Source organism: Pseudomonas sp. JL3 (assembly GCF_031570575.1).
Lineage (GTDB): Bacteria > Pseudomonadota > Gammaproteobacteria > Pseudomonadales > Pseudomonadaceae > Aquipseudomonas > Aquipseudomonas cucumis.
The window spans coordinates 228,785-249,213 of the sequence record NZ_JAKWJK010000006.1 but is presented as its reverse complement, the minus strand read 5'-3'; the positions used below and the strand labels follow the sequence as shown (position 1 = coordinate 249,213).

Annotated in this window: 16 protein-coding genes; 10 read left to right on the top strand and 6 right to left on the bottom strand. The window is 58.1% G+C overall.

Features of this window, described 5'->3' with window-relative positions; genetic code table 11:
- Window positions 1–92: 92 nt before the first annotated feature.
- The 6 genes from MMG91_RS13875 (at window position 93) to MMG91_RS13850 (ending at window position 10,760) form a co-directional block, all read left to right on the top strand.
- Window positions 93–1,256 carry an EAL domain-containing protein gene (locus MMG91_RS13875; protein ID WP_007895047.1) on the top strand — a complete coding sequence of 388 codons (1,164 nt, stop codon included), beginning with the start codon at window positions 93–95 and terminating at the stop codon, window positions 1,254–1,256.
- Window positions 1,257–1,323: 67 nt separating this feature from the next.
- Entirely contained in the window at window positions 1,324–2,655 is a 1,332-nt protein-coding gene (locus MMG91_RS13870) for a deoxyguanosinetriphosphate triphosphohydrolase (RefSeq protein ID WP_305446366.1), read from the top strand.
- A gap of 170 nt (window positions 2,656–2,825) precedes the next feature.
- Window positions 2,826–3,230, top strand: a complete 405-nt coding sequence (locus MMG91_RS13865) for a response regulator (RefSeq protein ID WP_305446367.1) — start codon at window positions 2,826–2,828, stop codon at window positions 3,228–3,230.
- A gap of 255 nt (window positions 3,231–3,485) precedes the next feature.
- Window positions 3,486–4,112, top strand: coding sequence for a response regulator (locus MMG91_RS13860; RefSeq protein WP_007895044.1), 627 nt, complete (start codon window positions 3,486–3,488; stop codon window positions 4,110–4,112).
- Window positions 4,113–4,120: 8 nt separating this feature from the next.
- Window positions 4,121–7,765 carry a transporter substrate-binding domain-containing protein gene (locus MMG91_RS13855; protein WP_310659908.1) on the top strand — a complete coding sequence of 1,215 codons (3,645 nt, stop codon included), beginning with the start codon at window positions 4,121–4,123 and terminating at the stop codon, window positions 7,763–7,765.
- Window positions 7,766–7,814: 49 nt separating this feature from the next.
- Complete coding sequence (locus tag MMG91_RS13850) at window positions 7,815–10,760, top strand: HD domain-containing phosphohydrolase (protein ID WP_310659907.1); 2,946 nt, start codon at window positions 7,815–7,817, stop codon at window positions 10,758–10,760.
- Here MMG91_RS13850 and MMG91_RS13845 read toward each other — a convergent pair whose 3' ends face one another.
- The gene (locus MMG91_RS13845; RefSeq protein ID WP_310659906.1) at window positions 10,761–11,243 is read right to left on the bottom strand and encodes a GAF domain-containing protein; all 483 of its coding nucleotides are present in this window, start codon (window positions 11,241–11,243) and stop codon (window positions 10,761–10,763) included. It lies immediately after the preceding gene.
- The gene (locus tag MMG91_RS13840; protein WP_305446371.1) at window positions 11,240–12,130 is read right to left on the bottom strand and encodes an ATP-binding protein; all 891 of its coding nucleotides are present in this window, start codon (window positions 12,128–12,130) and stop codon (window positions 11,240–11,242) included. The genes MMG91_RS13845 and MMG91_RS13840 overlap by 4 nt, the downstream gene beginning before the upstream one ends.
- A 154-nt stretch (window positions 12,131–12,284) precedes the next feature.
- On the opposite strand from MMG91_RS13840, the gene MMG91_RS13835 reads away from it, so the two are divergent.
- Complete coding sequence (locus MMG91_RS13835) at window positions 12,285–14,606, top strand: response regulator (protein WP_310659905.1); 2,322 nt, start codon at window positions 12,285–12,287, stop codon at window positions 14,604–14,606.
- Here MMG91_RS13835 and MMG91_RS13830 read toward each other — a convergent pair.
- The 3 genes from MMG91_RS13830 to msrB form a co-directional block, all read right to left on the bottom strand.
- Window positions 14,590–15,051 carry a MarR family winged helix-turn-helix transcriptional regulator gene (locus MMG91_RS13830; protein WP_038982224.1) on the bottom strand — a complete coding sequence of 154 codons (462 nt, stop codon included), beginning with the start codon at window positions 15,049–15,051 and terminating at the stop codon, window positions 14,590–14,592. The genes MMG91_RS13835 and MMG91_RS13830 overlap by 17 nt on opposite strands.
- A complete protein-coding gene (locus tag MMG91_RS13825; RefSeq protein WP_008009392.1) occupies window positions 15,048–15,533 on the bottom strand; it encodes a glutathione peroxidase in 486 nt (161 codons plus the stop codon). Before MMG91_RS13825 ends, MMG91_RS13830 begins: the two co-directional genes overlap by 4 nt.
- A 99-nt stretch (window positions 15,534–15,632) precedes the next feature.
- Window positions 15,633–16,028: a peptide-methionine (R)-S-oxide reductase MsrB gene (gene msrB, locus MMG91_RS13820; RefSeq protein ID WP_305446374.1), complete on the bottom strand. Its 396-nt coding sequence runs from the start codon at window positions 16,026–16,028 to the stop codon at window positions 15,633–15,635.
- A gap of 225 nt (window positions 16,029–16,253) precedes the next feature.
- On the opposite strand from msrB, the gene MMG91_RS13815 reads away from it, so the two are divergent.
- Window positions 16,254–17,465, top strand: a complete 1,212-nt coding sequence (locus tag MMG91_RS13815; protein ID WP_223483802.1) for a pyridoxal phosphate-dependent aminotransferase — start codon at window positions 16,254–16,256, stop codon at window positions 17,463–17,465.
- Between the two features lie 317 nt (window positions 17,466–17,782).
- A complete protein-coding gene (gene htpX, locus MMG91_RS13810; RefSeq protein WP_008075669.1) occupies window positions 17,783–18,670 on the top strand; it encodes a protease HtpX in 888 nt (295 codons plus the stop codon).
- Between the two features lie 184 nt (window positions 18,671–18,854).
- On the opposite strand, the gene MMG91_RS13805 is transcribed toward htpX, so the two are convergent.
- Entirely contained in the window at window positions 18,855–19,511 is a 657-nt protein-coding gene (locus tag MMG91_RS13805; RefSeq protein WP_310659904.1) for a thiopurine S-methyltransferase, read from the bottom strand.
- Between the two features lie 105 nt (window positions 19,512–19,616).
- On the opposite strand from MMG91_RS13805, the gene MMG91_RS13800 reads away from it, so the two are divergent.
- A complete protein-coding gene (locus MMG91_RS13800) occupies window positions 19,617–20,384 on the top strand; it encodes a class III extradiol ring-cleavage dioxygenase (protein WP_310659903.1) in 768 nt (255 codons plus the stop codon).
- Window positions 20,385–20,429: the final 45 nt, after the last annotated feature.

Sequence of the window (20,429 nt, the reverse complement as noted above, 5' to 3'; positions counted from 1 at the left end):
CACCAGGATTAACCTCTTTACCGAGAGGTTAATCCTGCGTACCTGCTTGGTGTCCAGGTTTACCCAGAATAAAACCTCACTAAGGAGGCCTCGTGATCGACGGGCAACCGCTCGCCTGCTTTCAGCCGTTCATCGATACTGCCACGGGCCGCATCGCTGGCGTCGAAGCGCTAGGTCGACTGCGTCAGGCCGACGGCCAATTGACCTCAGTAGGACCGCTGTTCGCCGACCCGCGAACCCCCGCCATCGCCCTGCGTCGTCTCGATCGCCAGATTCGCGATGATGCGCTGAGCCGTCTGCATGAAGCGCCCCCGGACTGGTTTCTCAGCCTGAACATATCGCCCCGCTGGATCAGTCGCTTGCGCCGGGACCAGGCACTGCCGAGCCTCAAGCAGCTGAGCAGGCATGGCGTCGACGCGCAACGAATCGTCTTCGAGATCACCGAATTGGGCGGCGACAGCCAGCGTCTTGCCGAAGTCGTGGCCCGTTATCGACAAGCCGGGGCGCGGATCGCCATTGATGATTTCGGTGCCGGTTACTCTCAACTTGATCGCGTGCTGGCCCTGCAACCGGACATTCTCAAGCTCGACATGCGGCTATTCCAGGCCGCTGCATTGGGTGGCCCCAGCAGCGACGTGGTAAAGGCACTGGCGCAAATGGCGGAGAAAACCGGCTGCTGGATTATCGCCGAGGGCGTGGAAACCGAAGCTCAACTGAATTTTGCCCTGGAGTGTGGTTCGCGCTACGTACAGGGCTTTCTGTTCGCCCGTGCGCAAGCTGATTTCTTCGCCACTGATGCCTTTGTCGAGCGCTTCGCGCAACTGCGCCAGCGCTATGTTCAGCAAAAACTGGCTGAGCGCGCTCGCCTGATGATCATGCGCCAGCAACTCAGCGAACTGATGACCATCCTGCAAGCCTGGGCTCAAGCCAGCGCGCCCCTCAGCACCTTGCCGCAACTGGAAGCGTTTCCCTGGCTGTTGCGTTTTTATCAATGCGACCGCCACGGTACGCAGCTGACCCCCAATCTGGAATGGCGCAACAACGGCTGGGAGGCGGATAACCGCTACCTGGGCCATAACTGGTCATGGCGCCCCTACTTCTATCACTTGCTGGCCGAGGGTTGGGATGAGCGCCGGCTGACGCTTTCCAACACCTACCGCGATGCCACCAGCAATCAGTACTGCCTCACCGCCGGGCAATTTTTCGATAACGGCGAGCGACTGCTGCTCATCGATATTGATGCTGCGGGGCTGTAGTTCTTCTTGCAGGTATCGGCTCGAACCGGGAAGCTAGGGAATCAGTCACCTGACGGAGAAACCAGCCTTGGATTGGCAAACCCTGCTTACCCGCGAACGCCTCGGAAAGCCTGTGCACAGCCCGGAAGAACTCGGCCGCAGCCCTTTCCATAAAGACCACGATCGCATTATTTTTTCGGGCGCGTTTCGCCGTCTCGGGCGCAAGACCCAGGTCCATCCGGTCTCCAGCAACGACCACATCCACACGCGCCTGACCCACTCGCTGGAAGTCAGCTGCGTCGGCCGTTCGCTGGGCATGCGCGTTGGTGAAACCATCCGCAGTGCCCTGCCCGACTGGTGCGAACCGAGCGACCTGGGAATGGTGGTGCAATCGGCTTGCCTGGCCCATGACATCGGTAATCCGCCCTTCGGTCATTCCGGTGAAGACGCGATCCGCCACTGGTTCCAGCAGGCCGCTGGCCGTGGCTGGCTGGATGCGATGAGCGAAGCCGAACGCAATGACTTCCTCAATTTCGAAGGCAATGCCCAAGGTTTCCGGGTGCTTACCCAGCTTGAATACCACCAGTTCGAAGGAGGAACCCGGCTGACCTACGCCACGCTGGGCACCTACCTGAAATACCCGTGGACTGCTCGGCACGCCGACTCACTGGGCTACAAGAAGCACAAGTTCGGCTGCTATCAGAGCGAACTGCCGCTGTTGGAACAGATCGCTCATAAACTCGGCCTGCCCCAGCTGGACGAACAACGCTGGGCGCGCCATCCGCTGGTGTATCTGATGGAGGCCGCCGACGACATCTGCTACGCGCTGATCGATCTGGAAGATGGTCTGGAGATGGAGCTGCTGGAATACGCCGAAGTCGAGTCCCTGCTGCTGGACCTGGTGGGCGACGATCTCCCGGAAACCTATCGCCAGCTCGGCCCACAGGATTCGCGTCGGCGCAAACTGGCGATCCTGCGGGGCAAAGCCATCGAACACCTGACCAACGCAGCAGCCCGAGCCTTCGTCGAGCAACAAGACGCGCTGCTGGCCGGCACGCTGCCTGGCGATTTGGTGGAACACATGCATGGCCCAGCCAAACGCTGCGTCTTGAATGCCAAGGACATGGCGCGCAAAAAAATCTTCCAGGACAAGCGCAAGACGCTCCACGAAATCGGCGCCTACACCACCCTGGAAATCCTGCTCAACGCCTTTTGCGGCGCGGCACTGGAGCAGCACAACGGCCGCACGCCATCCTTCAAGAACCGCCGCATACTCGACCTCTTGGGCAACAATGCGCCCGATCCTCATGGCCCATTGCATACCTCTTTCTTGCGCATGATTGATTTCATTGCCGGCATGACCGACAGCTATGCCGGTGAAATGGCGCTGGAAATGACCGGTCGTTCAAGCCCCCGATAAAAACGTATCGATCAGCCGCGTCAGAGACGCTGAGCGGCTGATCGAATGTCTCGATATTCATTTGTATTTCAACGTTGACAGAATCGCCCTACACCTTGTGCAGAGCTGACTGATCGATTGTTCGGCCATATCGCGAAACAATCAAAGTCCCAATGCTCGACAGATGAAGCATGAAAATCCCTATGTTCAAACATGATTGGCGCATCTTGCTGGTGGAAGATCATCCTTTTCAACTAAGAGCGACCCAATACCTGCTCGAGAGTTATGGTTTCACTCAATTGACTACCACCGACAGTGCCGAAGGCGCCTTGCAACACATGCTCAAGGCTGCGCAACCGTTCGATATTCTTCTGTGCGACCAATGCCTGCCCGACCTGCCAGGTCTCGACTTGATTGCATACGCCAGCCACCGGGGGATGATCAGACAGGCAATACTTCTAAGCAGTCTGACATCCATCGAACTGGACGAACTTAAAGTAATGGCCTGCAACCATGATTTGCCCTTGCTCGGTTACTTGATCAAACCACTGAAACAATCAGACTTCAGAAACTTGTTGACCTTGGCCTCTCCATAAAGCGCAAAAAACCAAACACACTAACGCCATGATCAAAACATCAATTCACACCTCTAACTCAATGCTTTCGATCTCTTGACTTTCCCGATCGAACTTTTGCCCTTCTTCATGCAAAACCTAGTTGATACGTAGTCCTATTCTTCTTCATTTGTAGGACTTTTCCTATATTGCCGCTACAGCGACCTCAGTTCATGCGGCCCCTCAACTATCTGAGCTAAGGTGCGCGCTTTATTTGTGCACGTATGGGATTTGATTATGAACTCCGTTTTTATTGTCGACGATCACCCTGTCATTCGCCTCGCCGTTCGAATGCTGCTGGAACATGAAGGTTACAAAGTCGTCGGCGAAACTGACAATGGGGTCGATGCAATGCAGATGGTCCGCGAATGCATGCCTGACCTGATCATCCTCGACATCAGCATTCCCAAACTGGATGGGCTGGAAGTTCTTTCCCGTTTCAACGCCATGAGTACACCACTCAAAACACTGGTATTGACGGCACAGTGTCCGACACTTTTTGGTATTCGCTGCATGCAGTCCGGTGCATCGGGGTATGTATGCAAACAGGAAGACCTGAGTGAACTGATGAGTGCGATCAAAGCAGTCTTGTCAGGTTACAACTATTTCCCCAGTCAGGCCTTGAACCCTGTCCGTCGAGACGACGCGCGCTGGGCCGATCTGGAATTATTCAAATCCGTTAACGATCGGGAGTTGATGGTATTACAACTTTTCGCCCAGGGTCGCACCAACAAAGAGATTGCCAAGGGCATGTTTCTTAGCAACAAAACGGTCAGCACCTATAAAAAACGACTCATGCAAAAACTCAAAGCCAAATCCCTGGTTGAACTCATCGATATGGCAAAACGTAACGCGTTAGTGTGAGAAACAGGATGCCCAGTCGTTTCAAGGATTATCTGATACTCATGGCCGCGGGTTTATGCCTGAGCACCCCGGTTCTCGCGACACAGACGACCAGCGAGCACTACACCCTGCTCAGTCGCTCGACGGCTGGGCACATGGAAGTCCAATTGGATATCTCACAACGACAATGGGTCAAAGAAAAACGTGAATTGATCCTGGGTACATCTGCTCCGGATTATCCTCCTTTCGACCTGACGCTCAGCGGCCAGGACTATGAAGGTTTCACCGCCGATTACGCGGGCATCCTCGGCAACGCTATGGGATTGCCGATCAAAATTCAGCGCTTCGCGTCCCGAGGAGCCGCGATCGAGGCGCTGGAAAAAGGCCAGGTCGACATGCTTGGCACCGCCAATGGGTTCGAGGCCGACAATGCCGAGATTGCCCTATCCATGCCTTATGCGGTGGACCAACCCGTACTGGTGACACGAGAAGGAGAAACCAGATCGCTGACCGATGGGCTTGCCGGCATGCGGCTCAGCATGGTGTATCACTATCTGCCTCTGAATGAGGTCAGGGCGCTGTATCCGAAGGCAATCATCACCTCCTATCCCTCCTACCAGAATGCAATCAATGCGGTTGCCTTCGACCAGGCGGACGTTTTTCTCGGCGACACCATTTCAACCCACTACATGATCAACAAGGGGTATCTGAACAACATCCGCATGGCCAACTTCGGTCAACACGAAGCCCACGGTTTCAGCTTTGCCGTGCAAAAGGACAACCTGGATCTGCTCGGGATCATCAACACGGTACTCAGGGCCATTCCCACCAGCGAGCGAGAAAACATTGCCAAACGCTGGAGTGCCGGCAGCGACATTCTTCTCACCGATCACAAACTGCAACTCAGCCACCGCGAAGAACGCTGGCTGGCACAACATCCGGTCGTGCGCGTCGTGGTCAATGAAGCGTTTGCGCCACTGACGTTTTTCGACAGCGATGGCAACTTTCGGGGCGTCACGGCGGATCTGCTCGAGCTGATCAGATTGCGCACCGGTTTGCGTTTCGAAATCCTGCGCAGCCGAAGCGATGATGCGATGGTCGAGCAGATCGTTAACCATCAGGCCGACCTGATCGCTGCCCTACTCCCTAGCGTCCAACGTGAAACGACGTTGAACTTCAGCCGCCCCTATCTGGAAAACTCCTTTGTGCTGCTGACGCGCAAAGCGGCCGACAGCCCGACAAACCTCACGCAATTGCAGGACAAACGCCTGGCGATCGCCCAAGGCAATCCCCTGGTGGATTACCTGCGCAGCGAATTTCCGCGGATCAACCTGGTTGAAACCCCGGACACATTCAGCGCCGTGCAGTTGCTCGCCGAGGGCCAGGCAGAAGGTGCGGTGAATTCTCTGGTGATCGCCAACTACTTCATCTCATCACGGATCTTCGAACAGGCACTTCAGATCAGTACCACCATCGGCACCCGACAGGCAGCATTTTCCCTGGCGACCGGGCGCGACGCCAAAGAACTGAATGGGATTCTCGACAAGGCACTATTGAGCATTGCACCGGAAGAGCTGGGCATCATCAACAGCCGCTGGCGTGGCTATTCCGCGGCCTCGCAAAGTACCTGGCGCAACTATCACCGGGTGTTCTATCAGATCGTTATCAGCGCCGGCGTGTTGCTGCTGATATCCGTTGCCTGGAACGCCTATATGAGGCGCCAGATAAAACAGCGGCAGGCGGCCGAACGGGCATTGAACGATCAACTGGAATTCATGCGCTCACTGGTCAATGGCACGCCTCATCCCATTTATGTGCGTGATCGCCAGGGATTGCTGCGAAGCTGCAACGACAGTTACCTGGAAACCTTCTGTGCGAAACGCGAAGACATCATTGGTAAAGGCGTCATACAGGGCGCCCTCGGCAACGCTTTCGAAGCACGGGAATATCAGGCGGACTACCAGCGCGTCATGGCCGAGGGAACGCCGCTGATTCTCGACCGTCCGTTGCACATCGGCGACCGCAAGCTGACGATCTATCACTGGGTTCTTCCCTATCGAGACTCGAGCGGTGACGTGCAAGGCATCATTGGCGGCTGGGTCGACATCAGCGAACGGCGGCAACTGTTCGATGAACTGCGGGTCGCGAAAGAGCAAGCCGATGCTGCCAACCGAGCTAAAAGCACCTTTCTGGCGACCATGAGCCATGAGATCCGCACGCCCATGAATGCAATCATCGGCATGCTCGAACTGACGCTCAAACGTATCGATCACAGCCATCCGGATCGACCGGCCATCGATGTCGCGTACCACTCGGCGAAAGACCTACTGGAACTGATCGGGGACATTCTCGATATTGCGCGCATTGAATCCGGGCGTTTGAGCCTGAGCCCGGAGCGCGTCGATCTGGTTGAAACCGCAGCCTCGGTGGTGCGGATCTTCGACGGGCTGGCCCGACAGAAAAATCTTGGGCTGCAACTGGAATTCAGTCCTGCCAAACCACCCTTCGATGTGTTACTGGACCCGATGCGCTTCAAGCAGGTGCTGTCCAACCTGGTCAGCAATGCCATCAAGTTTACGCAACAGGGCCAAATCAGAATCAGCGTCGAGTTGCAGCCGACCGACGAACCCGGCCGGGTCCAATTGCAGTTGCTGGTTGAAGACAGTGGTGCGGGGATCAGCGAGCAGGATCAACAGCGGTTGTTCGAGCCTTTCGTCCAGGCCGATAACTCCGGCCAGTTAGCCAGAGGCGGTGCGGGGCTGGGCCTGGTGATCAGCCGCAACCTGTGCAAGATGATGGACGGCAGCCTGCAATTGAACAGTCAGCCGGGTGTCGGCACACAGGTTCGGGTTTCGCTGAACCTGGCCACCCTGCCGACGGAACGGATGCCAGAACCGGTCGAGCCGCAAATCCATCCGAGCACTGCTCCCTTGAACGTTCTGGTGGTCGATGATCACCCGGCCAATCGCTTGCTCATGTGCCAGCAACTGGAGTTTCTGGGGCATCGGTACAACGTCGCAGCGGATGGCGAGGCGGGGTTCGAGGTATGGAAGAATCAGCCATTCGACCTGGTGATTGCCGATTGCAACATGCCGATCATGAATGGATATGAGCTGGTCCGTGCCATTCGCCAACATGAACAACACATGCAGCGTCCTCCCTGCACTGTTCTGGGCTTCACCGCCAATGCGCAACCGGAGGAAAGACAACGCTGCAAGCTGGCCGGGATGGACGATTGCCTGTTCAAACCCCTCAGCCTGGCGGCGTTGAGCCACTGGGTCGAAGGCATCAGGCCAACGGTCCGCGCTCCTGTCTTCAGTCTGGAGGGGCTGCATCTATTGACGGGTGGCAACACAACTCTGAACCAGCGATTGTTGGCCGAACTGCTGAACAGCAACCGCCTGGACCGCAAAGCGCTGCTGGCGTTATCCGACTCAAAGGACCGCCAGTCATTCCTCGACATTGCCCACAAAATCAAGGGTGCGGCCCGAATCGTCCAGGCCTCCCGCCTGATCGACAGCTGCGAGGCGCTTGAGCAGGCCTGCAATAACAGGCTCCACCAGGATGAAGTGGCCGATTGCAGCACGTCCATGGCGCGCGCCATGCTTGAACTGGAGCAGGCATTGCAACACCAGATGGCACGCTATGACAAAAGCAGAATGAAGGAGCATTAACTATGCTTGAAGGCTGAGCAGTGAGTTCATCATCATGGAGAAAGCTGCAATGCCCAGCCCACTGCACCCGGAGCAACGCCGGTTCCCTCTGCACATCCATATCAGCGTGATGTTCACCTTCCTGTTGTTACTGACCGGAGTGGTGCTGGGCATTTTCAATTATCGGCAAACCACCCAGATCATTCTTTCCAGCAGCGAAAAGCTCTTCAACCGCATCGAGCAGGATGTCCGTCTGGACCTGCATCGCACCTATCAGCCGATTCGTCATTTGCTGAGCCTGCTGGCGGACAATCCGGCAACCGAGGCGCCCGAGCTTGAGCAACGCCTGGCGTTGCTCAAGCCCTTCAGCCAATCGCTCAAGGACAACCCCGATCTGGCCTCGCTGTACCTGGGCTATGGCAATGGCGACTTCTTCATGGTTCGTCCCCTGCGTACCGCCGCCCTGAAAAACTTGGTGAAGGCACCGGACTCGGCGGCGTATGAGGTGTGGAGCATCGAACACTCAAGCAGCGGTCAGAGCCGCTCCCAATCATTGTTTTTCGATCAGAACCTGGCCCTCATCAGCCATCAGGACAACCCCGACGAGACCTACGATCCCCGTACCCGCGCCTGGTTCTCCAGCGCCCTCGGCAATCACGATCAGATCACCACCGAGCCCTACCTTTTTTTCTCCACCCGCAACGTCGGCACCACACTGGCCCGGCGCAGTGGCGAGCAGGCGGTGATGGGGGCCGACCTTACGCTGGCTGAACTGTCGGCGACCCTGGCCGAACATGTAGTGACCCCCAGTACCGAAATTGTGCTGTTCGATGCCGAGGGTAATGCCATCGCTTACCCAGATAGCAGCAAACTGATCGTCGACGAGCAGACGGCCCGGCTGATCAAAGCCGCAGACTTGAGCCCCACCCTCGCAGCCCTGCTCACCAGCCCCCACAAGGTCAAACGCCTGAACGCCGCAGGCCGCCAATGGATCGTGGCACGCAGCAGCATCCAGGAGGGTGGCCCGAAGGGACTGCAACTGGCGCTACTGGTGCCTGAGGACGAATTGCTCGTCGATGCCTACCGCATGCGCTGGCAAGGCGCGTTGATTACCTTGGCGACCCTGCTGTTGTGCCTGCCGATGGGTTGGCTGACCTCGAGAATTCTGGTCAAACCTTTGCACGCCCTGGTGCAGGAAGCCGATGCGATTCGCAGTTTCGATTTCAATTTTCCGGCCTCCCGTCGCTCGCCGGTGCTTGAAGTCGACCAATTAAGCGTGTCGATGGCGCGCATGAAAGACACCTTGGCGAGTTTTTTCCAGATCACCGACAGCCTGAGTGCCGAGACCCGTTTCGCCCCGCTGCTGCAACGGGTGCTGTTTGAAACCGTGAAGATCGGCCAGGCCCAGGCCGGTCTGCTCTACCTGCGGGAAAGTGATGACGATCGCGTGGAGCCTCATGCGCTGATCGTCAATGGCAGCTCACAGGCATTGCCGTCATTCGACATTCAAGGACACACACCTCAGGATCCGCAGAGCCCTCAATGGATGCAGAAATTGTCGAGCGCCAACAATGTCGTCACCCACCTGGGTTTCGAAGAGGCGGCGGATTTGCAGAAGGTTTTGCTCGCACTGGAGTGCCCGAGGGTTCATCTGATCGGTATACGGCTGCACAATCGTCATAACGAAACCGTCGGCCTGCTGGTCCTGCTGCTGACCGACAGCGGCACGCAAGACGATCTGGAAAAACTTCGCCCGGATCGCATCGCGTTTCTCCAGGCGGTTTCCGGTGCCGCCGCCGTGAGTATCGAAAGTCAGCGCCTGCAAGCCAAACAGAAACAGTTGCTGGACTCTTTTATTCAATTGCTGGCTGGCGCGATCGATGCCAAGAGTCCTTATACCGGCGGTCATTGCCAGCGGGTGCCGGCACTGACGCTGATGCTGGCGCAGGCGGCCGCAGCCAGTCAGGACCCGGCCTTCAGCAGCTATCAGCCCACCGACGATGAGTGGGAAGCCCTGCACATCGCTGCCTGGCTGCATGATTGCGGCAAAGTCACCACCCCTGAATACGTGGTCGACAAAGCCACCAAGCTTGAGACCCTGAACGACCGCATCCACGAAATCCGCACCCGTTTCGAAGTGCTCAAGCGTGATGCCTGGATCAACTATTGGCAGGCCATCGCCCTGGGAGGTGACGAGCAGCATCTGGCGCAATTGCGCAATGCGAACCTGGCGGCGCTGGATGATGATTTCGCGTTCATCGCCCGCTGCAACCTCGGCAGCGAGGCCATGGCCGAGGCCGACCTGCAACGCCTGAACACCATCGCCCAACGCACCTGGACCCGAACCCTGGATGATCGACTTGGGGTTTCGTGGGAAGAGAACCGTCGCCAGGCCCGGACCCCGACGCCGACCCTGCCAGTCAGCGAGCCGCTGCTGGCGGATAAACCTGAACACTTGCTCGAACGCGCCGACAGCGAACTGATCCCGGCCGACAATCCCTGGGGGTTCAAGCTCGACGTACCTCGCTACAAGTACAACCGGGGCGAGCTCTACAACCTGAGCATCACCCGAGGCACACTGACCCGCGAGGAGCGTTACATCATCAATCATCACATGGTGCAGACGATTCTGATGCTCAGTCACCTGCCCTTTCCCGGCCACCTCAATAACGTCGCGGAGATCGCTGGCGGCCACCACGAAAAAATGGACGGCACCGGTTATCCCAAACGGTTGAAGCGCGAAGACATGAGCTTGCCGGCGCGGATGATGGCGATTGCCGATATTTTCGAAGCGCTGACCGCCGCCGATCGCCCCTACAAGAAAGCCAAGTCCTTGAGCGAAGCGCTGGGCATCATGGCCACCATGTGCCGTGATGCCCACATCGACGCTGAATTGTTCGGGCTGTTCATCAACGACGAAGTCTACTTGCAATACGCCAAGCGTTTTCTCGACCCAGAACAGATTGATGCGGTCGACCCGCCAAGCCTGCTGATCAAGGCCGGCTTGATGGCCTGATCAGCAGTCGGTCAGACGCAGGAAAATCGCCGCCAGTTGCTCGATACCGGCCTGATCGTCAGCAGTAAAACGCGCGAGTTTCGGGCTATCGAGGTCGAGCACACCGATCAGTCGATGGTCCTTGACCAGCGGCACCACCAGCTCGCTGTTCGAGGCACTGTCGCACGCGATGTGCCCGGGGAACGCATGTACGTCTTCAACCCGTTGAGTCTGCAAGGTGGTCGCCGCCGCTCCGCACACACCGCGACCGAATGGAATCCGTACACAGGCGATCTGCCCCTGAAACGGGCCAAGCACCAGTTCTTCGTTGCGATTAAGGTAGAAACCGGCCCAGTTCAGGTCATCGAGCTGGTTGAACAGAAACGCCGAAAATTGTGCGGCGTTAGCGATAAAATCACGCTCGTCTGCCAGCAACGATTCCAGCTGTGCCCATAGCATGCCGTAGCCCTCCAGGCCCTGGCCGCTTTTTTGTAAATCGATCATGCCTTGTGCTCCAACAGCTTCAGCCCGACCCAATAGCGGGCAAATTGATACGCGCAACGTCCGTTGCGATTGCCCCGGCCCGTGGCCCAGCGCACGGCGAGGATGTCCAGCTCTTCATCACGCTGCCACTCAAGGCCGGCCTTGTCGGCCAATTGGCCGATCCAGTGTTCGACGACGTTGAGGAAATGCTCCTGAGTAAACGGATAGAACGACAGCCACAGACCAAAACGGTCCGACAGCGCGATCTTGTCTTCCACCGCCTCACTGGGATGGAGTTCGCCATCGACCCTTTTCCAGTTCTCGTTATCGCTTTCCTTTTCCGGTACCAGATGGCGACGGTTGGAGGTGGCGTACAGCAGAACGTTGTCTGGCGCCTGTTCGAGCGAACCATCGAGTACGCTCTTGAGCACGCGGTAATCGCCCTCGCCCGACTCGAACGACAGGTCATCGCAGAACAGCACAAAGCGCTGAGGCAACTTGGCGATCTGCTCGACCACGCGCGGCAAGTCCGCCAGGTGATCGCGTTCGATCTCGATCAGCCGCAGGCCGCTCTTGGCGTGTTCCGACAGCAAGGCGCGCACCAGCGACGATTTACCGGTGCCACGCGAACCCCAGAGCAAAGCGTGGTTGGCCGGCATGCCGTCGAGAAACTGTCGAGTGTTGCGGCCCAGTTGCTCCAGTTGCCGGTCAACGCCGATCAAGTCGGACAAACGCGTGTCCAGGCTGACTTGCAGCGGCAACAGAAAACCGCTGCGCCCCTCGCGCTGCCAGCGTGCGGCCAGGCATTGCGTCCAGTCGATGGTTTGCCGAGGCGCGGGCAGCAGCGGTTCGATACGGGCCAGAACGGCATCGGCGCGTTCAAGAAAAGCATTCAATCGGGAATCCACGTCTTCTCCTCGGGCACGTTCAAGGTAATGATGCCGATACAGCGACGAAACACAGCGTCTACACCCCCTATAGGTGTTTTGCGAGAACATCGGTATCCATTGATGATCGACTATGCTTGAGCAGCGAAGGGAAACGGAAGTGGTTCAACATCCCATGGATATCAAGTTCAGCCAACGGCTGTCGTATAAACAAGCCAAGCTTACGGTGCTGGTCGGTTTCATTTTGGGCACGCTGCTCAGCCTGCTGCAAATAGGCATCGATTATGCCAGCGAAGACGCCTCCATCAACCGCGAAATACTGTCCTTGCTGGAAATCAGCCATAACCCCGCATCCCGCATCGCCTACAACATCGATGCCGAACTCGCTCAGGAACTGGCCCTGGGTCTGCTGCGCTCCCCGGCGATCATCGGCGCCCAATTGATCGACAACAACAATACCGTGCTGGCCAGCGTCAAACGCCCGGGTCTGGAAAACAATGACCGGATGATCAGCGACTTCCTGTTCGGCGCTAACCGGCAGTTCGAAGACCGCCTTTACCTCGACCACTTGCCGGACGAATCCCTCGGGACCTTGCGCCTGGAAGTCGACACCTACACCTTCGGCAGCCGTTTCCTGCGCCGGGCCGAAGTGACCCTGCTCAACGGCTTCGCGCGCAGCCTGATTCTCACGGGCATTCTGCTGGCGCTGTTTTACGTGATGCTGACCAAACCGCTGGTGCGGGTCATCCGCGAACTCAGTGGCCGTGATCCGCGTAGCGCGGAACCGACGTTGCTGGAGTGTCCGACGGGGCATGAAAACGATGAAATCGGGGTCTTGGTCGAGGTCGCCAATCAGCAGTTCGAAAATATCGCCACCGAAATCCAGCAACGGCGCAACGCCGAAAACCGCCTGACTGACTACCTCTCGCAACTGGAAAACATCGTCTCGGCCCGCACCGCGGAACTCAAGGCGATCAATACCCGCCTCAGCCAATCCAACGAGGAACTGGAAGTCGCCCGCAGCACTGCCCTGGACATGGCCGAAGCGCGCTCGGTATTCCTGGCCAACATGAGTCATGAAATCCGCACGCCCCTCAACGGCCTGCTGGGGATGATCGCGCTTTCACTGGACGGCCCGCTCAATGCCGAGCAGCAACAACAGCTGTCCATCGCCCATGACTCGGGCAAAGTGCTGGTGGAACTGCTCAACGATATTCTCGACCTGTCGAAGTTCGATGCCGGCCAGCTCGAACTCGAATACATTCCATTCGACCTTGGTTCGCTGATCGAAGATACCGCCAACCTGCTGTCCCAAAATGCCGCGCCGAGTGTCGAGTTGGCATGCCTGATCGACCCGCAATTTCCCGCCCTGGTGCTCGGCGACCCGACCCGGGTCCGGCAGATCGTCAGCAACTTGTTGTCCAACGCCCTCAAGTTCACCCGTTTCGGGCGGGTCGATGTGCGTCTTTCAACGTTCGAAGACGGCGTGCGAATCGAAGTCTGCGACACTGGCATCGGCATCGCCCAGGACGCGCAGGTCAAAATCTTCCAGCCGTTCACCCAGGCCGGTGCCGGCATTACCCGGCAATTCGGCGGGACCGGGTTGGGCCTGGCGCTGACTTATAGCCTCTGCGAAGCCATGCAAGGGCGTCTGACGATCAGCTCGGAAGCAGGCTTCGGCAGCCAGTTCTGCGCCGACCTGCCCCTGCCCTGCCATACCCGGGCCATTTCTCCGGCCGCATTGCGGGGCAACGTCGTCGCGATTACCGCCGCCAGCAGCGGTCTGGCGGAACTGCTGAGCAGCCTGTTGCCCGGCTGGGGGCTCGACTACCAGCAGCGTTCCATCGATGACCGGTTGATCGGTCTGGAGCCAGATATGCTGATTACCGACTGCCCCGAATGCCTGTTTGGCCTGCGCCCTACCTTCACCGCGCCAATTCTGCTGGTGACCGCTTACGGCAGTTTCCTGCCCAGCGACCAAGTCAACGCCCTCGCGCCCTTGCAGCAACAGGCACGGCCTCTTGCGCGCAATGCGCTTTACCAGACACTGCGGCGGATCTTGCAACCGGAACTCACCACGATCAACGGGGCCCGGATCGAAGCCATCTCACCCCAGCGACGCGGACGCATCCTGCTGGTGGAGGACAACCCGGTCAATCAGTTGGTGGCCAAGGGCATGCTCGGAAAACTCGGTTGCGAGGTAAGCGTCGCGGCCCACGGCGGCGAAGCGCTGGATCAGCTTGAGCAGAGCGAATTCGATCTGGTGCTGATGGATTGCAACATGCCGGTGATGGACGGCTATGAAGCCAGTCGGCAGATTCGTCGCAGCGGGCGCTGGCCACAGTTGCCCATCGTCGCCCTGACCGCCAACGCCATGTCCGAAGAACGCGAACGCTGCCGTGCGGCGGGCATGAGTGATTACCTGGCCAAACCTTTCCGCCGGGAAGAACTGGCCGCCCTGCTTGACTTGTGGATACCCACTACGACAGCGCTTTGATTTGCCCCAGCAGGTGATCAAGGCCATCGCGCAGATCATTCAGGCGATCCAGATCGACACCGCTATCGCACAACAGGCGGGCCTTGAGCGGCCCGACCTGATCGCGCAAGGCCTTGCCGGCGGGCGACAGGCTCAAGTGCACCTCACGCTCATCGCGTGCCGAACGCTGACGCTGCACCAGCTGCAGTTGCTCAAGGCGCTTGAGCAGCGGCGTCAGGGTCCCTGAATCCAGTGCCAGGCGCTCACCCAAGGCCTTGACCGTCGGCTGCTCCGGGGCCGCCTCCTGCCATTCCCACAGCACCAGCATCGCCAGGTATTGCGGGTAAGTCAGGCCCAACTGATCGAGCATCGGTTTGTAAGCGCGGATCACCGCCCGAGAAGCGGCGTACAGCTTGAAGCAGAGCTGACTGTCGAGCTTCAGCGAATCAACTGACAACGTGTTCATTTGAGCAGGGCTTCGATCTCGCGGCTCAGGTCCTGCGGTTTAGTCGCCGGAGCAAAGCGCTTGACCAGCTGGCCGTCCTTGCCGATCAGGAACTTGGTGAAGTTCCACTTGATACCTTGGGAACCCAGCACACCCGGGGCGCGCTTTTTCAGCTGCACGAACAGTGGATGGGCGTCGGCACCATTCACTTCGATCTTCTTGAACAGCGGGAAACTCACCCCGTAATTCAACTCGCAGAACTCGGAAATAGCCCCCTCGTTGCCCGGCTCTTGCTTGCCGAACTGATTGCAGGGAAAGCCGAGCACCACCAGGCCTTGATCCTTGTAGGTCTGCCACAGCTCTTCAAGACCTTTGTATTGGGGGGTGAAACCGCATTTGCTGGCGGTATTGACCACCAGCACCGCTTTGCCGGCGAAATCGGCCAGGGTCTTTTGCTCGCCCTTGATGGTAGTGCAAGGGATGCTCAGCAGGTTGTCGCTCATGGCACGAACTCCGAATGAAGGTAGATCAAACATAGCGAGCAATTGAATTGCGTGCAATTTAATAAATCAATAGCCCCCCCACACACCTTCCCTTGGAGATTATTCGCGGGGAACGAGGTCCAGGCACACCGAGTTGATGCAATAACGCAGGCCAGTGGGTGGCGGACCGTCCGGAAACACATGCCCAAGGTGCGCATCGCATGTGGCGCAGACCACTTCGGTGCGGATCATGCCGTGGCTGACATCACGGATCTCGACCATCGCGCTGTCGCCGATCGGCGCGTAGAAGCTCGGCCAGCCGCAGCCGGAATCGAATTTGGTCTTTGAGTCGAACAGGGGCGCTTTGCAGCAGATGCAGTGGTAAACACCGTCGACCTTGCTGTCGTTGTACTTACCGGAGAACGGCCGCTCGGTGCCCTTGAGGCGGCAAACGTTGTACTGCTCCGGATCGAGCATTTCACGCCATTCTTCCAGGGTTTTTTCCAACTTTTCCATGATCACACCTCAGCAGCTGAAAAAGCCCGATCTGTACCTTTTCCACGGATCGGGCGGCACGTATGATTGCGCCTCGTCAAACGCCAGTCTGGCAGCCAGACCACGCGCATTCAAACAGATTATGGGTGCCGCCACTCAAGGCGTCAGGCCTGTGTGAATACGCAGGATTCCCAGTACGGTCGTTCATACGCCGCCTGGATCGTTCATTTTCGGGAACACATCGCCATGCAGGTCAGCAAATCGAACAAGCTCGCCAACGTCTGCTACGACATTCGCGGCCCAGTGCTCAAGCACGCCAAACGCCTGGAAGAGGAAGGTCATCGCATCCTTAAGCTGAACATTGGCAACCCGGCGCCCTTTGGTTTCGAAGCGCCGGATGAAATCCTTCAGGATGTGATCCGCAATCTGCCAACCGCCCAGGGCTACAGCGACTCCAAGGGGTTGTTCAGCGCTCGCAAGGCCGTGATGCAGTACTACCAGCAAAAGCAGGTGGAAGGCGTCGGCATTGAAGACATTTATCTGGGCAATGGCGTTTCCGAGCTGATCGTGATGTCGATGCAGGCCCTGCTCAACAACGGCGACGAAGTGCTGGTGCCGGCTCCCGACTATCCGTTGTGGACTGCCGCAGTAAGCCTGGCAGGCGGCAACCCGGTGCATTACCTGTGCGACGAGCAGGCCAATTGGTGGCCGGACCTGGCTGACATCAAGGCCAAGATCACCCCGAACACCAAGGCCCTTGTAATCATCAACCCGAACAATCCCACCGGCTCGGTGTATTCGAAAGAAGTACTGCTGGGCATGCTTGAACTGGCCCGTCAGCACAACCTGGTGGTGTTCTCCGACGAAATCTACGACAAGATCCTGTACGACGATGCCGTGCACATCTGCACCGCCTCGCTGGCACCGGATTTGCTGTGCATGACCTTCAACGGTCTGTCCAAATCCTATCGCGTGGCTGGTTTCCGTTCCGGCTGGGTCGCCATTTCCGGCCCCAAACATCATGCCCAGAGCTACATCGAAGGCATTGACATACTGGCCAACATGCGCCTGTGTGCCAACGTGCCGAGCCAGCACGCCATCCAGACTGCGCTGGGCGGCTATCAGAGCATCAATGATCTGGTGCTGCCACAAGGGCGTCTGCTGGAACAGCGCAATCGTACCTGGGAACTGCTCAACGACATTCCGGGCGTGAGCTGCGTCAAGCCGATGGGCGCACTGTATGCGTTCCCGCGGATCGACCCGAAAGTCTGTCCGATCCACAACGACGAGAAATTCGTACTCGACCTGCTGCTCTCCGAGAAGCTGCTGGTGGTACAGGGCACGGCCTTCAACTGGCCATGGCCGGACCACTTCCGCGTCGTCACCCTGCCACGACTCGATGACCTGGATCAGGCCATCGGCCGGATCGGCAACTTCCTCAAGTCCTACCGCCAGTAAGTGGCCTGTCACCGTGCGACGCTTGCGAAAGTCGCACGGTGATTAATTCAGCAACATATCTTTGCCCCCTGCCCTGCACCGTTGTTTCAAGCGCTGACTGACGACACGTTTCATGCCCGCGCCTAACAACGGCGGGGGCCTGCAACGCTAATTGGCTGATAACCGTTTCCCATGCCGACGTCGGAAATGCCCTTCAAACAGCTAGACTGCTGCTGTAGGACACAGTTTGAAATAGTCACCCGGTTGAATAGCCCGGTGCAGCACCTTATATACCCCGCAGTACGCTACATCTTTAGCACGAGGAGATTTCTACAACCATGATGCGCATTTTGCTGTTCTTGGCCACTAACCTGGCGGTCGTGCTGATTGCCAGCATCACCCTGAGCCTTTTCGGCTTCAACGGGTTCATGGCGGCCAACGGGGTTGATCTCAACCTCAATCAGCTGCTGATTTTCTGTGCGGTCTTTGGTTTCGCCGGTTCCCTGTTCTCGCTGTTCATCTCCAAGTGGATGGCGAAAATGAGCACCAGCACCCAGATCATCAGCCAGCCGCGCACCCGGCACGAGCAATGGCTGCTGCAAACCGTCGAGCAACTGTCCCGCGAAGCCGGGATCAAGATGCCCGAAGTCGGGATTTTCCCGGCCTATGAAGCCAACGCCTTCGCCACCGGCTGGAACAAGAACGACGCCTTGGTCGCGGTCAGCCAAGGCCTGCTCGAGCGTTTCTCGCCGGATGAAGTGAAAGCCGTTCTGGCCCATGAGATCGGCCATGTGGCCAATGGCGACATGGTCACCCTGGCCTTGATCCAGGGCGTGGTGAACACCTTCGTCATGTTCTTCGCCCGGATCATCGGCAACTTTGTCGACAAGGTGATCTTCAAGAACGAAGAAGGCCAAGGCATTGCCTACTACGTGGCGACTATCTTCGCTGAACTGGTCCTGGGCATTTTGGCCAGCGCGATTGTCATGTGGTTCTCGCGCAAACGCGAATTCCGTGCCGACGATGCCGGCGCACGCCTGGCAGGTACCAGCGCAATGATCGGTGCCCTGCAGCGTCTGCGTGCAGAACAAGGGCTGCCGGTGCACATGCCGGACACCCTGAATGCCTTCGGCATCAACGGTGGTCTCAAACAAGGGTTCGCCCGCATGTTCATGAGCCACCCGCCGCTGGAAGAGCGTATTGACGCATTGCGTCGTCGGGGCTGACAGGCTCCGCACCAAAAGAAAAGGCCCGCAGTGATGCGGGCCTTTTTTTGTCTGTTTGGATGTTGTGGTGCTCATCTGACCCCATCGCGAGCAGGCTCGCTCCCACAGTGGATCGAGTCGCTCAGGCGGACGCTGCCTAATGTGCGAGCCTGCTCGCGATGGGGCCGGTACAAATAACACAAATCTATAAACTGGAAACCCGATAAACCCGCTCTTCAAGCCGCGTGACACCGGCCTCAAGAAACTTCCAGCTCTCGCCCAGAACGTCCTGATCCTCCAAAATCTTCATTTCCCACGTCGCCCCGAACAACCGCTGCACTTCGTCATCAAGTACAGCAAATGGTGGCCCGGCCATTTGCGTCTGGTCGTAATCCAGGGTAATCAACAGCCCCAGTGAACCCTTCGGAAGAATCCGCTTCAGATGCTCGGCATATTGCTCACGCATCGCCGGCGGCAAGGCGATCAATGCCGCGCGGTCATACAGCCCGCTGCAGTCGGCGACATCGCCTGCCGTCAGCTCAAAGAAATCTCCACACCACAACTCGATTGAACCGGCACGGTAGACCTTGAACGGCCCCTGCTCACTGACGTCCGGGTCAAATTGATGCTCATTGAAGAAATCCTCCACGGCCTTTTCCGACAGCTCAATCCCCAAGACCTCATGACCTTGATGCGCCAGCCACAACAGATCCAGACTTTTCCCACACAACGGCACCAGCACGCGGGCGCCCTCTTCCAGGCCCAACGCTGGCCAGAACCGTTGCAGATAAGGATTCACTTCCGGCAGATGAAAGCCGATCTGATTCGACGCCCATCGTTTGTGCCAAAACTCCGGCTGCATAAAATTAACCCCGAAAAATTCGATCAAAAGACCCTAAAACTTATATTAGATTTAGATCAATGATCTGACTGAAGATGGTGCCATCTTACTCTCAGGAGCTCATTCATGTTCCCCAGCCTGTATATCTCTCATGGCTCCCCGATGCTAGCCCTGGAACCCGGCGCCAGCGGGCCGGCTCTCGCGCGTCTGGCCGCAGCATTACCGAAACCCAAGGCCATCGTGATGGTTTCTGCGCACTGGGAAAGCAGCGAACTGCTGGTCAGCGGCAACCCCCAGCCTGAAACCTGGCATGACTTCGGCGGTTTTCCGCAGGCCTTGTTCGAGGTGCAATACCCGGCACCCGGCAATCCGCAACTGGCGGCGGAGGTGGTCGAACTGTTGAAGGCCGATGGCCTGCCGGTGCGCATCGACACCCAGCGACCGTTCGACCATGGCGTTTGGGTGCCCTTGTCGTTGATGTATCCGCAGGCTGACATTGCGGTGGTGCAGGTTTCGCTGCCCACCCGTGGCGGCCCGGCCCTGCAAACCCGCGTCGGCCATGCCTTGGCCAGCCTGCGCGAACACGGTGTGCTGTTGATCGGCTCCGGCAGCATCACCCACAACCTGCGCGAACTGGACTGGCACGCCGGCCCGGAAAGCGTCGAACCCTGGGCCAAGGCGTTCCGCGACTGGATGATTGAGAAGCTTGAAACGAATGACGAAGCCGCATTGCACGATTATCGTCAGCAAGCTCCGAATGCTGTGCGCAACCATCCGAGCGACGAGCATCTGCTGCCGCTGTACTTTGCCCGCGCGGCCGGGGGTGAGTTCAGCGTGGCCCATCAGGGCTTCACTATGGGTGCGCTGGGGATGGATATTTATCGTTTTGGCTGACACTTGATCGTTCCCACGCTCTGCGTGGGAACGATCAGGCAAAAA